Here is a 13,226-nt window from a genome sequence, read left to right as displayed (position 1 = left end):
GATGCCTGGGGCCATTCTTGTCGTGCCGACAGGCCTGAGCACATATACGGTGCGTACAGAGGCGGCCTCGTTATCGCCGCAACGTACGGCGTCAGCGCTGCGGCAGCAAGGCCGTCGCGAAGAACGCGGTGAGCTCGTCGGTCGCCGTCAGCGGCAGCACCGCGGCGACGTACTGGTCGGGGCGCACGACGACCACGACGCCGTCGCGGGACAGCCCGCGCTCCTCGAAGATGTCGGTCGACGTCCACGCGCTCGGCGCCGCCGCGTACACCTTCTCCCAGTCGATGAGGCCGAGCGGGCCGGTCTCGGGCAGGAAGAGCTTCGGCACCGCCATGATGTCGACGTCCTCGTGCGCCTGCTGGTAGATGACCTTCACGTCGAACACGGCGTCGACATCGGCCCCGGCCGGCGTGAACCGCGTCACCGGCGAGGCGTCCGATGCCATGTACCGTGCCCAGTCCGAGAGAGTGGATGCCGCGCCCGGCGCCGCCCGGTCGGCGAAGGCGTAGATCCGCCACCGGCCGTCGGCCTTGGCGTGATGGCCGAGGTGCACCGCGTTGCCGTCGCACACGCGCACGACTTCGGAGGACTTGAAGCGCTTGCCGATCGGGAAGCCGGACGCGAGGCCCTGGTGGGCGGCATCCGTCACGATCATCGACTGGCCGTACTGCGTCATGAAACCGGACGGGAACTCGGCGGTGCCGAGGTAGAAGGTGGCGAGCTCCTGCGGATCCGAGATCTCTTCGGGCTTGCGCGCCATGAGCGACGACCACTCGCGGTCGAAGTCGATGAGCTGCTGCGCGACGGGCTGCCGCTCGGCCGAGTACGTCTCCAGGAGCGACGCCGGGCTGAGGCCGGAGAGGACGTGACCGAGCTTCCAGCCCAGGTTGAAGCCGTCCTGCATCGAGACGTTCATGCCCTGACCGGCCTTCGCCGAGTGCGTGTGGCACGCGTCGCCGGTGAGGAACACGCGCGGCGCGTGACCCTGATCCACGTCGACATCGTCGAACTTGTCGGTCACCCGGTGCCCGACCTCGTAGACGCTGTGCCACGCGACCTGCTTCACGTCGATCGAGTAGGGGTGCAGGATCGCGTTGGCCTTGCGGATGACCTCTTCGATCGGCGTCTGGCGCACGCGGTGGTCGTCGTCGTCAGCCACCTCGCCGAGGTCGATGTACATGCGGCTCAGGTACCCGCCTTCGCGCGGTATATGGAGGATGTTGCCGGCCTCGGCGTTGATGGCGCACTTGGTGCGCCAGTCCGGGAAATCGGTGTTGACGAGCACATCCATGACCCCCCACGCGTGGGCCGAGATCCCGCCGACGTGCTTGCGGCCGATGGCCTCGCGCACGCCGCTGCGCGCGCCGTCGCAGCCGACCACGTACTTGGCGCGGATCGTGCGCTCGTCGCCGGCTCGCTCCCCCGCCCCGGCCCCTGAGCCTGTCGAAGGGCGGACGCGCACCTCGACGGGGTACTCGCCCTCGTCGTGGATTGTGAGGCCGACGAACTCGATGCCGTAGTCCGGCACGATCCGCCCAGGGCCGTGCGCGGCCGCCTCGGCGAAGTAGTCGAGCACGCGCGCCTGGTTGACGATGAGGTGCGGGAACTCGCTGATCTTGAACGCGTAGTCCTCGGTGCGCGCGGTGCGCACGATGTTCTCGGGGTTCGCGGGGTCGGGTCCCCAGAAGTTCATCCAGCCGATGTTGTACGCCTCGGCGATGATCCGCTCGGCGAAGCCGAAGGCCTGGAAGGTCTCGACGCTGCGCGGTTGGATGCCGTCGGCCTGACCGAGGACGAGACGACCGTCGCGGCGCTCGATCATGCGGGTCGTGACGCCCGGGAACTGCGACATCTGCGCCGCGAGGAGCATGCCGGCGGGGCCGGAGCCGACGATGAGCACATCCATCTGGTCGGGGAGCTCGGCGGGCCGGTCGACGCCGGTGCCGGCGGCATCCTGCACGCGGGGGTCGCCCGAGACGTAACCGTGGTGATGGAACTGCATCGTCCTGATCCCTTCCCGACGACTTCGTCGGAGGTTGTGTGGGAGCGGTGGGTGTTCTATATTCGAACACGCCGTTCTACTATTGAACAGATCGTATACGACCGGTCGGTGATCCGACAAGGCAGGAGTCCCGTGAGCACGACCGCGCCCGCCTCGCAGACCCTGAGCCGCGGCATCCGGATCCTCGAAGTCCTCGCCGACGCACGCGAGCCGCTCACCATCGACGAGCTCGCGTCACGCCTCGACGTGCACCGGTCGGTCGCGTACCGGCTGCTGCGCACGCTCGAGGATCACGGGGTCGTCGCACGCGACTCGGCCGGCGGCGTCCAGCTCGGCGCCCGGCTCGCCGCCCTCGCCGCGGGGGTCGCGCATGACCTCCAGGCCGAGGCGCTGCCCGAGCTCACCGCGATCGCGAACGAACTGGGCATGACCTGCTTCCTGGCGGTGCTCGACCGCGACGAGTGCATCACGCTCGCGAGCGTCGAGCCGCGGCATGCGGTCGCGACGGTGGCGCAGCGCCCGGGCGCCCGGCACTCGATCACGGTCGGCGCGCCGAGCAAGGCGATCCTGTCGACGCTGCCCGCGTCCGAGTGGCCCGTCGAGGTCGACGACCGGCTGCGCGCCGAGATCGCCGAATGCGCGCAACGCGGCTACGCCACCAGCCACGACGAGGTCATCCCGACCGTGCAGGCGATCTCGGTGCCGCTGCGGCTGCGCGGCAGCCAGCGGCCCGCGGCGATCGCCGTCGTGCATGTGTCGAGCCCCGCCGATCCCGCGGCCGTCGCCGAGCGGCTGGGCCGTTCTGCCGCCGCCATCCGCGAGGCGCTCGGCGGCTGAAGCGGGATCAGACGGTGGTCGGGAACTCCGTCGCGAAGCGGATGTTGTACTCGGCCACGCGCTGCGGAACACCCGCGAACGCCTCGGCGCGGGCGTCGGTCGCCATGTAGGCCTCCTCCAGCGCGAGGAACGCCTGCTCGTCGCCGGGGGCGCTCACGGCCCACACGAACTCGTTCGTCTCGCGGATGCCGTACGCGAACTCGATGGTGAACCCCGCTGCGGGGCGCACGCGCGGCATGCAGCCCTCCCACCAGTCGACGAACGCGTCGTACTCCCCGTCGACGAGCGTGTACCGGCGCAGCTGGATGGTCTTCATCCCTCCATCCTGGCGTACGCCTATACTCGGTTCCGTCCGGTGGCACCGTCGCCCGCCGGTGCTCGAAAAATGGGCACGCAGCGCTGACGCGCGAGACACATACGGCCTCTCATCCGTCTGAAGTCTCCAGGGATCCGTCATGCCCACCGTCTCCGCCCACGTCGCCCTCACCCTCGCCCGCCACATCGACCACGTGTTCGGGGTGATGGGCAACGGCAACGCGTACTTCCTCGACGCACTCGAGCGCTCCACCGACGTGCACTTCACCGCCGTCCGCCACGAGGCTGGCGGCGTGGTCGCCGCCGACGCCTTCTTCCGCGCGTCCGGACGCCTCGCGGCCGCGACCGCGACGTACGGTGCGGGCTTCACCAACACGCTCACGGCGTTGGCCGAGGCCGTGCAGGCGCATGTGCCGCTCGTGCTGGTCGTCGGCGACGAGCCCACGTCCGGCCCGCGTCCGTGGGACGTCGACCAGATCGCGCTCGCCTCGGCGGTGGGCGCGCGCACGTACACGGTCGGGCGCGCGGATGCCGCCGCCACGACGGTCATCGCGATCGAGCACGCCCTCACGTACCGGGTGCCGACGGTGCTCGCGATCCCCTACGACGTCGCGGCGCGTGACGCGGGGCCGGTGCCCGAGGCTCCGGAGCCGCGCCTGCCCGGGCCGCTCACCCCGGCCGGTCCGTTCGCGGCGGGCGCGCTCGACGGGCTGGTCGACGCCCTCGCATCCGCCGAGCGCCCGTTCCTGCTCGCCGGTCGCGGCGCCTGGATCTCGGGCGCCTCGGACGCCCTCGGTGAGGTGGCAGACCTCGTCGGCGCCGTCACGGCCTCCACCGCGCTCGGCCGCGGCGTGTTCCCCCGCACAGAGTACGACCTCGGCGTCACCGGCGGCTTCGGCGCCGAGGGAGCGATGGAGCTGGTACGCACCGCCGACGTGGCCGTCGTGTTCGGGGCATCCCTCAATCAGTTCACGATGCGCTTCGGCGACCTCTTCGCGCCGGGCACGCGCGTGTTCCAGGTCGACGTCGCGCCGGCGGCGACGCACCCCCACGTCGGCGGATTCGTGAGGGCGGATGCCGGCGTCGCAGCCGGAGCCGTCGCCGCCGCGCTGCGCGAGCGGGGTGCCGCGCCGAGCGGCTGGCGGGAGTCGGTCGACGTCGCCGCGCTGCGCACCTACGAACCCGGTGACGCGCTGGCGGCGGACGGCCGCCTCGACCCCCGCGCCGTGGCCCGCCGCATCGGGGAGCTGCTGCCCGCCGACCGCGTGGTGGTGTCGGACGGCGGCCACTTCATCGGCTGGGCGAACATGTACTGGCCCGTCGCCTCGCCCGACCGCATGATGATGGTCGGCACGGCCTTCCAGTCGATCGGCCTCGGCTGGCCGTCCGTTCCCGGCGCGGCGCTCGCGAAGCCCGACTCGACGGTCGTCCTGACGACCGGCGACGGCGGCGGGCTCATGGCCCTCGCCGATCTCGAGACCGCCGTACGCGTGGCCGGCGGCCGCGGCGTCGCGGTGGTGTGGAACGACGCCGCCTACGGCGCCGAGGTGCACCTCTACGGCCTCAAGGGCCTCGCCGAGCAGCCGATGCTCATCCCCCAGGTCGACTTCGCGGCGCTCGCGTCGGGCGTCGGCGCCGAGGGGGTCGTGGTGCGCACCCTCGACGACCTGCAACGCCTGGCCTCGTGGAGCGCGGAGCCGCCGGCATCCCGCGCCTTCCTCGTGCTGGACTGCCGCATCTCGGGCGAGGTCGTCGCGCCGTATCAGCGCGAGATCATCCGCGTGAACTCCTAGCGCACGCGCGGCGCGCGCTGCAGGTCGTAGTCCGGCAGCGACGTGTCGGTGGCGAACACGTCCGTGATCCACATCATCCCCCGCATCAGCAGCGGGTTGGCGAAGGTGCGATCGCGCATCCGGATGCGCCGCTGTGACGACGGCGCGAGGAACGGCCCGGCGCTGCCCGTCCTCGCGACCTTCGTGGGCTTGCGCATGCGTGCGTCGTACGCCGCGAGGGCGGCGGCGTGCTCGCCCCGCGCCCGCACCAGCTCGCCCGCGAGCACGTACGCACCGATCAGGGCGAGCCCGGTGCCGAAGCCGCCGAGCGTGTTGGCGTAGCCGGCGTCGCCGACGAGCGCCACCCTGCCCTTCGTATACGACGTGATGCGCGTGCGGGTGATCTCGTCGAGGTAGAAATCGGATGCCGCATCCGCGGCCGCCAGCATCTCGGGCACCCGCCACCCGATGCCGGTGAACGCCTCACGCAGGAAGCGGCGCTGCGAGTCGACGTCGCGGCGGTCGTAGCCGTCGGCGGCGCCCTGGAAGACGAACAGGTTCGGGGCCTTCTGCCCGCCGGCGAGGGCGAGCCGGCCCGGGACGTTGTAGCCGTAGGCGATCCCCCGCCCGTCCGGCATCCGGGTGTCGAGGCCGTCGAGCGGCACCGCCCCGCTCGCGACGGCGTAGAAGTAGCCCAGCCGCTCGACGTGCTCGGACTCGGCACCGAACGCGAGCCGGCGCACCGCCGAGTGCACGCCGTCAGCGCCGACAACTAGGTCGAAGCGCTCATCGGGCCGGCGCGCGAACGACACGTCGACGCCTCGGGGGCCCTCCGCCAGCGAGGTGATCTCGTCGTCGAACACGTACTCTGCGACCTCCGCGCTGTGCCGATGGAGGATGCCGGCGAGGTCGCCGCGAAGGATCTCGAGGTCTCCGCCGATGAACTCGCCCGGGATGACGGCCTTCACCCGATCCGCGTCGTCGACCATGCGCCAGTCCGTCTTCGCGGTCTGCTGCGCCTGCACGTCGTCCCACACCCGCATCCGCTGCAGGATCTCGCGGTGCGTCCGGCCTTTGAAGTCCACGGCCTGACCGCCCGCGCGCACCGCGGCGGCCTTCTCGACGACGGTGACGTCGTACCCGCTGCGGCCCAGCCAGCCGGCCAGCGCGGGGCCCGCGATGCTCGCGCCCGAGATCAGGATCTTCTGCGTGGTCATTCGACTCTCCATCCGTGTCGTTAATTGCGTCCCTTGGACACAATATACAACTGAGTACACTGGACGCAATTGTTTCGGGAGGAACCGATGACCGCTGAGCAGCCAGGCTCCGCTGCCGCCCCTCGCGACGCGGACGACCCGCTGTGGCCCCGCCCGACCGCGGTGAAGCGGGGCCCGAAGCCGAAGTTCACCGTGGCGCAGATCGCCGATGCCGGCATCCGCATCGCCGACGCCGACGGCCTGACGGCGGTGACGATGCAGCGCATCGCGCAGGACCTCGGCACCACCAAGATGGCGCTGTACCGCTACCTGCCCGGACGCTCCGACCTCGACGCGATCATGCTCGACCGCGCGTTCGGCCCGCCCGATCGCACAGACCACCGTGACTGGCACGACGCCGTCGTCGCCTGGGCGGAAGGCGTGCACGGCCGCGCCGGCGCGCACCCGTGGTCGGTCGAACTGGCCCAGCGTCCGCACCGCCCCGGGCCGTGCGAGCTCGCGTGGTACGAGGACGGCCTCGCCGCCCTGTCGGGACTGCCGCTCCACGGCAGCGAGAAGCTCGACGTCCTGGCGCTGCTGGCCGGGCACGCGATGTCGATCGTGCGTCAGGAGTCCGCCGGCTCCGCGCCCGAGCACGAGCTCGCGGCGACGATGGCCCGGATCCTCACGGACCGCGCCGGCGAGTACCCCCTCACCCGCGCCGCGTTCACCGAACCCGGAGGCGCCCGCGAGAACGCCCTGCGGTTCGGGGTGGATCGCATCGTCGCGGGCATCGATGCGCTCGCCTCGTCGCGTCGCGGCTGATGTGACGTCGTCCCGCGGGAGGAGCCCGGGTGCCTCCCGCGGGCGGATGCGCGGGCAGCCGTCGCGGACGAGCATGGGGGCATGACCTCCTTCCGATTCGGCGTCGTGACCGGTGCCCACGGCGACGCCCGGGCGTGGAGCGAGACGGCCCGGCGCATCGAGGACGAGGGGTTCTCGGCGCTCCTCGTGCCCGACACCCTCTACACGCCGTCGCCGTTCCTCGCTCTGTCGGTCGCCGCGGCGGCGACCGACACGCTGCACCTCGGCACGTGGGTGCTGGCGGCGCCGCTGCGCACTCCCGCCGCGACCGTCCGTGAGACGCGCACGCTCGTGGAGCTGTCGCACGGCCGATTCGAGCTCGGTCTGGGTGCGGGCCGGCCGCAGGGGGAGGCGGATGCCGCCGCCCTCGGTGTGCCGTGGGGCTCGGGGCGGGAGCGCGTCGATCAGGTCGAGGCGACGATCCGCGCCGTGCGCGAGGCCTTCGGCGGCGAGGTGCCGCTCACGCTCGCCGCGGGCGGCGATCGCATGATGCGGATGGCCGGACGCCACGCGCACACCGTGGCGCTGCCGCTGCCTCCGCACGCCGACCTCGCCGCGGTGACGGACGCGGCCGACCGCGTGCGCGCGGCCACTCCCCCGGACCGGGAGGCGGTCGAGCTGTCGCTGCAGATCGCCGGCGTCGGTGAGTCCGTGCCGGAGTGGCTGCGCCGCAGCGCCGGGCTCACACCCGAGTCGCTGCGGGCGGCCGGAGCCGTCGCCGCACTGTCGGGCGACGTCGCGCGCGACGCCGACGCGCTGCGTGCGCTGCGCGCGGCGACGGGCGTGTCGTTCTTCACCGTGCCCGGCGAGCTCGCACCGGCGCTCGCGCCACTGGTCGCTGAGCTCGCCGGTCGCTGACGAAGACGAGGACGAGGACGAGCCTCACCCCCGGCCGTTGAGCGAGCGAGGAACGAGCGAGACGAAACGAGCGGGCTGGCCGAGACCCCGGTCACTTCCCCTGGAACTCGGGCTTGCGCTTGGCCTGGAAGGCGGCGAAGCCCTCACGGTAGTCGTCCGTGGCGCGCAGCGCCTCTTGCGCACGGGACTCCTCGGCGACGGCATCCCACAGCCTCGCATCGCGCAGGCGCGCGACCAGGCGCTTCGACGCGGCGAACGCGGCCGTCGGTCCCACGGCGGTGGTCGCCGCCCGCTCACGCGTGAAGGCGAGCAGCTCGTCGGCCGGGACGGCACGACTGAACAGGCCCACCGCCACGGCGTCCGCCCCCGACAGCAGTTCGCCGGTGAAGATCAGATCGAGGGCGCGGTGCGCGCCCAGGCGGTCCACGAGCAGCGCGTGGGCACCCGAGTCGGGGATCGCGCCGAGGTTCGCGAACGGCGAGCCGACCTTGGCGGTCTCGGCGACGTACACGACGTCGGTGGCGATGGCCAGGCCGAGCCCGACGCCGAGGCACGCCCCCTGCACGGCCGCGAACGTCGGCACCGGGAACCCGGCGATCCGCCGCATGACCTGTTCGAGCGCGCCGAGATACCCCGGCACATCATCCGTCCCGGGATCCACCCCGGCGATGTCGCGCCCGGCGCAGAACGCGCGGCCTTCGCCACGCAGCACGAGCGCACGGACCCCGGATGCCGCCGCCTGGGCGAAGGCGTCGTCCAGCTGCCGCAGCGCCCCCAGCGAGAGCGCGTTCAACTTGTCGGGGGCGTTCAGCGTGATCTCGGCGACGGCGCCGTCGACGGTGAGCTCGATCATCGGGGACCTCCTAGACGTCGTAGTCCACCACGACGGCGTCGCTCGTGGGATGGGACTGGCAGGTGAGCACATACCCACGCTCGAGCTCGTCGGGCTCGAGCGCGTAGTTCTCGGTCATCGTGACCGACCCCTGCAGCAGGCGCGCACGACACGTGCCGCACACGCCGCCCGCGCAGGCGAACGGCACGTCGGGACGCACCCGCAGCGCCGCGGTGAGGATGGACTCGCGCGCGGCGACGGGGCTGTCGACCGACTGCGACTGACCGTCGAGGGTGAAGTCGATCCGGGTGACCGGCTCGTCCTCGGCAATGTGCACCGGACCACCCGCAGGCGGCTCGTCGCGCGGGCCGTCCGCCGGGGTGAACAGCTCGTAGCGCACATGCGCGGAGTCGACCCCGAGGTCGGCGAGGGTGTCGCGGCACAGCTGCACGAGCGGGAAGGGTCCGCACAAGAACCACTCGTCGACGGTGTCGGGCAGCACGAGGTCGTCGAGGATGCGCCGCAGCCGGGGCTCGTCGAGGCGACCCGACAGCAGCGGCGCGGTGCGCTGCTCGCGCGAGAGCACGTGGTGAAGCGCGAGCCGCGTCGGGTACCGGTCCTTGAGATCCGACAGGTCGTCGAGGAACATCACGTCGAGGCTCGACCGGTTCGTGTAGACCAGCGTGAACCGCGAGGTCGCCGAGCGTGCCAGGACCGTCGCGGCGAGCGCCATGAGCGGCGTGATGCCCGACCCTGCGGCGATGCCGGCGACATGCGCGCCGTCGAGGTCCGCGAGTGTCGACGTGAACGAGCCCTGCGGATTCATGACGTCGATCGCGTCACCGACCTTCAGCTCCGTCTGCGCCCACGTCGAGAAGCGGCCGCCGGCGTCGCGCTTGATCGCGATGCTGATGGTGCGCGGGCCGTCTCCTCCGCCGCCCGCGTCGACGGCGCGGCACAGCGAGTACGAGCGACGCACCTCGCGCCCGTCGAGCATGGCCCGCAGCGCGACATGCTGACCGGCGAGGTAGTCGAACTCGTCGCGCACCTCTTCGGGCACCGCGAAGGTCACCTCGACGGCATCCTCGGTCAGCGGCCGCACCGCGGCGACGCGCAGCGTATGGAACCTCCCGCGGCGCCGGCTGCCGTGCGGGCCGCCGACCGCGGTCGTCAGCAGCGCCTCGGCGATCCGCTCACGCTCGGCGTCGCCGGGCTGCCCGGGCGCCATCAGTGCGCCTTGAAGTGGTCGAAGGGCTCCAGACATGCGCGGCACTCGAACAGCGCCTTGCACGACGTCGAGCCGAAGCGGGCGAGCTCGTGGGTGTCGAGCGAGCCGCAGCGCGGGCACCGCACCGACAGCCGCAGCGGGATCGGGCCGGTCACCGCGCGGCGACCGGTGGGCGGTGCGATGCCGTACTCGCGGAGCTTGTGCCTGCCGGCATCCGTCATCCAGTCCGTGGTCCACGCCGGGGCGAGCACGAGGCGCACCTGGACGCGCGCGAACCCCGCCGCCGTGAGGGCCAGCACGAGGTCGTCGCGGATGGCGTCCATGGCGGGGCACCCCGAGTAGGTCGGGGTGATGGTCACGGTGACCGTGTCGGCATCGACCGTGACGTCGCGCAGCACCCCGAGGTCCTCGATCGTGAGCACCGGCACCTCGGGATCGAGCACGGATGCCGCGACCGCCCACGCGCGGGCCGTCATGGTCGTCGGCTGCTCAGCCTGTCGGAGCATCACCACGTCACCCCCGGATGCTGCCGGGCGAGCACCTGCATCTCGGCGAGGAGGTATCCGAGCGTCGGGAAATGCGACCCCCGTCGTCCTCCGGCCGACGACATCGCGCCGGCAGGCACCTCCAGCTCGGCCTCGGCGAACACCGCGGCGATCACCGCGTCGAACCCCGGCTGCAGCGTCGAGGGGCGCACGGCGATCCCCTCCAGCCGGTCGATCACCAGCTCGTCGCGGAACAGCTCGCCGACATACGGCCACACGGCGTCGACCGCGCGCACCATCCGGCGCCGGGACTCGTCGGTGCCGCCCGCGAGACGCAGGGTCCACTGCACGGCGTGGTCGCGGTGGTACTCGACCTCTTTGACCGCCTTCGCGGCGATCGCCGCCAGGGTCTCGTCCGACGACCCCTGCAGCGCCGTGTACAGCTCGAAGAGATAGGTGGATGCCGCCAGCTGGCGCGCGATCGTCTGCCCGAAGTCCCCGTTCGGCTGCTGAAAGAGCCAGGCGCAGCGGAAGCCGTGCTCATCGCGCCAGTAGGCCAGGTCGTCCTCGGTGCGCCCGTCGTACGAGCCCGCATAGCGCAGGAACGACCGGGCGTGACCCAGCAGGTCGAGGGCGATGTTGGCCAGCGCCACGTCCTCTTCGAGCTCGGGCGCCCGGGCGATCCACATGCCCAGCTGCTGCGACAGGACGAGCGCGTCGTCGCCCAGCCACAGCGCGTACTCGGCGACGTCGGCGGATGCCGCGCGCCCTTCGCCACCGGCGAGCTCCGCCGACAGCGCGACGCCGTCGACGGTGACGTCACCGTGTGCGTCGCTCGGTCCCTGAGCCTCGACCGATCCCGGTCCTTGAGCCTCGACCGATCCTGATCCTTGAGCTTGTCGAGGGGTCACAGGTGGGGCACCCCCTCGGACGCGGTGTAGTACGACGCGTGGCGGTAGTTCTTGCCCGCCGGACTCTCGAAGAACGCGCCCTTCGCGTCGGGGTCGCTCGTGGTGATGGCATCGGCGGGCACGACCCAGATCGACGTGCCCTCGCCGCGCCGCGTGTACAGGTCGCGGGCGTTGCGCAGCGCGAACTCCGCGTCGGGCGCGTGCAGCGAGCCGGCGTGCACGTGGCTGAGCCCGCGCCCGGCCCGCACGAACACCTCCCACAACGGCCAGGTCTCGCGGTCGGCTGCACCGGGGGTCGTCATCACGCCACTCCCTTCGAAAGGCTCAGGGACCGGGCACCGCCGTCGCGCAGCTGCTGCTTGCGGGCGTACTCCGCTGCGGCCTCGCGCACCCACGCACCGTCCTCGTGCGCCTCACGCCGCCGCCGGATGCGCTCGGCGTTCATCGGCCCGCGACCGGCCAGCACCTCGTGGAACTCCGTCCAGTCGATCTCGCTCGTGATCCACCGCCCGGAGCCCTCGTCCCACCGCAGCTCGGGGTCGGGGAGCGTCACCCCCAGCACCTCGGCCTGGGGCACCAGCATCCCGATGAACCGCTGGCGCAGCTCGTCGTTCGAGAAGCGCTTGATCTTCCAGCCCATGGACTGCGCCGAGTTGGGCGATTCGTCGTCGGGCGGGCCGAACATCATGAGGCTCGGCCAGTACCAGCGGTTCACGGCATCCTGAGCCAGTTCGCGCTGCGCGGCCGTGCCCTGCATGAGGGTCAGCAGGATCTCGAACCCCTGCCGCTGGTGGAACGACTCCTCCTTGCAGATGCGGACCATCGCCCGGGCGTAGGGGCCGTACGACGCGCGGCAGAGCGGCACCTGGTTGCAGATCGCGGCGCCGTCGACGAGCCAGCCGATCGCCCCCATGTCGGCCCACGTGGGCGTCGGGTAGTTGAAGATCGACGAGTACCTCGCGCGCCCCTCGATGAGCTGCTCGGTCATCTCGTCCCGTGTGATGCCGAGCGTCTGCGCGGCCGAGTAGAGGTACAGGCCATGGCCGGCCTCGTCCTGGACCTTCGCCATCAGGATCGCCTTGCGCTTGAGGCTCGGTGCCCGCGTGATCCAGTTGCCCTCGGGCTGCATCCCGATGATCTCGGAATGGGCGTGCTGCGAGATCTGCCGGATCAGCGTCTTGCGATAGGCCGCCGGCATCCAGTCCCGCGGTTCGATGCGCGAGTCGGCCTCGATGACCGCGTCGAACGCCGCCTGCTCGGGCGCCTCGTCGATCAGCGTCTCGGTCGTCATCATCGACTCCTCATTTACAGACCGTTCGTTCAGTAAAGTCTACGCCGTCCGGCGGGTGGTGAGCGACCGCCCGCGGAACTCAGCCACCACCGTGCCCGTCTCGTCGGTCACCGTCACGTCGTAGAGGCCCGCACGGCCGGACGCGACGCGGCGCCGCGCGTGAGCGGTGAGCGTCTGCCCCGCGCGCGTCGCGGCGAGGAACGAGATGTCGGCGCCGGCCGCGACGGTCACCTCGGCGTCGCCGCCCTCGGCTCCCGGAACGAGCTCGTTGCACGCCATCGCGAACGCCGTGTCGGCGAGCGCGAAGACCATGCCGCCATGCGTGATCCCGAACCCGTTGGTCATGTCGTCGCGCACGCGCATCGACACGACGGCCTCTCCCGGCTCGTCGCGCTCGACGACCATGCCGAGCGCCGCCGACGCCCGGTCTCGTCGCAGCATGACACGCTGCCCTGCGAAGTGCTCGGCCGGGTCGGTCACGGCACCACCTCCGCGCTGTCGAAACCCGCATCCGCTGCCGTTCCTGCGACGCGCCTCCTGCTCGCGCTGTCGAAACCTGCAATCGCGCCAGAGAGTTTCGCGCGCGCATGCCGATTTCGACAGCGCGCAGGATTCTTCCGAGACGACGCCGCCAC

At 71.8% G+C, this 13,226-nt stretch carries 14 protein-coding genes; 4 read left to right on the top strand and 10 right to left on the bottom strand.

The window, feature by feature from the left end; all coding sequences use genetic code 11:
• Nucleotides 1-91 precede the first annotated feature (91 nt).
• Nucleotides 92-2,002 carry an FAD-binding monooxygenase gene (locus tag FB391_RS03425; protein WP_141892872.1) on the bottom strand — a complete coding sequence of 637 codons (1,911 nt, stop codon included), beginning with the start codon at nt 2,000-2,002 and terminating at the stop codon, nt 92-94.
• A gap of 132 nt (nt 2,003-2,134) precedes the next feature.
• Here FB391_RS03425 and FB391_RS03420 point away from each other — a divergent pair, with 132 nt between their 5' ends.
• Nucleotides 2,135-2,839, top strand: coding sequence for an IclR family transcriptional regulator (locus tag FB391_RS03420; protein WP_141892871.1), 705 nt, complete (start codon nt 2,135-2,137; stop codon nt 2,837-2,839).
• Between the two features lie 7 nt (nt 2,840-2,846).
• On the opposite strand, the gene FB391_RS03415 is transcribed toward FB391_RS03420, so the two are convergent.
• The gene (locus FB391_RS03415; protein WP_141892870.1) at nt 2,847-3,155 is read right to left on the bottom strand and encodes a hypothetical protein; all 309 of its coding nucleotides are present in this window, start codon (nt 3,153-3,155) and stop codon (nt 2,847-2,849) included.
• Between the two features lie 139 nt (nt 3,156-3,294).
• Between FB391_RS03415 and FB391_RS03410 the strand changes: the two genes are divergently transcribed.
• Nucleotides 3,295-4,947, top strand: a complete 1,653-nt coding sequence (locus FB391_RS03410; protein WP_141892869.1) for a thiamine pyrophosphate-binding protein — start codon at nt 3,295-3,297, stop codon at nt 4,945-4,947.
• Here the strand turns inward: FB391_RS03410 and FB391_RS03405 are convergent.
• Nucleotides 4,944-6,143: an FAD-dependent monooxygenase gene (locus FB391_RS03405; protein WP_141892868.1), complete on the bottom strand. Its 1,200-nt coding sequence runs from the start codon at nt 6,141-6,143 to the stop codon at nt 4,944-4,946. The genes FB391_RS03410 and FB391_RS03405 overlap by 4 nt on opposite strands.
• Nucleotides 6,144-6,230: 87 nt before the next feature.
• On the opposite strand from FB391_RS03405, the gene FB391_RS03400 reads away from it, so the two are divergent.
• Both FB391_RS03400 and FB391_RS03395 read left to right on the top strand, forming a co-directional pair.
• On the top strand, nt 6,231-6,947 hold the full coding sequence (locus FB391_RS03400; RefSeq protein WP_141892867.1) for a TetR/AcrR family transcriptional regulator: 717 nt from the start codon (nt 6,231-6,233) through the stop codon (nt 6,945-6,947).
• Nucleotides 6,948-7,028: 81 nt separating this feature from the next.
• Nucleotides 7,029-7,844, top strand: coding sequence for an LLM class flavin-dependent oxidoreductase (locus FB391_RS03395; protein ID WP_141892866.1), 816 nt, complete (start codon nt 7,029-7,031; stop codon nt 7,842-7,844).
• Nucleotides 7,845-7,935: 91 nt separating this feature from the next.
• On the opposite strand, the gene FB391_RS03390 is transcribed toward FB391_RS03395, so the two are convergent.
• The 7 genes from FB391_RS03390 to paaI are packed head-to-tail and all read right to left on the bottom strand — an operon-like array spanning nt 7,936 to nt 13,071.
• Nucleotides 7,936-8,697, bottom strand: coding sequence for an enoyl-CoA hydratase/isomerase family protein (locus tag FB391_RS03390; protein ID WP_141892865.1), 762 nt, complete (start codon nt 8,695-8,697; stop codon nt 7,936-7,938).
• Between the two features lie 10 nt (nt 8,698-8,707).
• Complete coding sequence (gene paaE, locus FB391_RS03385; protein WP_246093337.1) at nt 8,708-9,904, bottom strand: 1,2-phenylacetyl-CoA epoxidase subunit PaaE; 1,197 nt, start codon at nt 9,902-9,904, stop codon at nt 8,708-8,710.
• Entirely contained in the window at nt 9,904-10,410 is a 507-nt protein-coding gene (gene paaD / locus FB391_RS03380; protein ID WP_185842916.1) for a 1,2-phenylacetyl-CoA epoxidase subunit PaaD, read from the bottom strand. The genes paaE and paaD overlap by 1 nt, the downstream gene beginning before the upstream one ends.
• The gene (gene paaC, locus FB391_RS03375) at nt 10,410-11,300 is read right to left on the bottom strand and encodes a 1,2-phenylacetyl-CoA epoxidase subunit PaaC (protein ID WP_141892864.1); all 891 of its coding nucleotides are present in this window, start codon (nt 11,298-11,300) and stop codon (nt 10,410-10,412) included. Before paaC ends, paaD begins: the two co-directional genes overlap by 1 nt.
• A complete protein-coding gene (paaB, locus tag FB391_RS03370) occupies nt 11,297-11,602 on the bottom strand; it encodes a 1,2-phenylacetyl-CoA epoxidase subunit PaaB (protein WP_141892863.1) in 306 nt (101 codons plus the stop codon). The genes paaC and paaB overlap by 4 nt, the downstream gene beginning before the upstream one ends.
• Complete coding sequence (gene paaA / locus FB391_RS03365; protein WP_141892862.1) at nt 11,602-12,591, bottom strand: 1,2-phenylacetyl-CoA epoxidase subunit PaaA; 990 nt, start codon at nt 12,589-12,591, stop codon at nt 11,602-11,604. The genes paaB and paaA overlap by 1 nt, the downstream gene beginning before the upstream one ends.
• A gap of 39 nt (nt 12,592-12,630) precedes the next feature.
• Complete coding sequence (gene paaI / locus FB391_RS03360; protein ID WP_425462931.1) at nt 12,631-13,071, bottom strand: hydroxyphenylacetyl-CoA thioesterase PaaI; 441 nt, start codon at nt 13,069-13,071, stop codon at nt 12,631-12,633.
• Nucleotides 13,072-13,226 lie beyond the last annotated feature (155 nt).

Origin of the sequence: Microbacterium kyungheense, from assembly GCF_006783905.1 — a bacterium.
In the GTDB taxonomy this organism is placed as follows: Bacteria; Actinomycetota; Actinomycetes; order Actinomycetales; family Microbacteriaceae; genus Microbacterium; species Microbacterium kyungheense.
The sequence above is the reverse complement of the archived record's forward strand: the minus strand, read 5'-3'. Positions and strand labels throughout refer to the sequence as shown.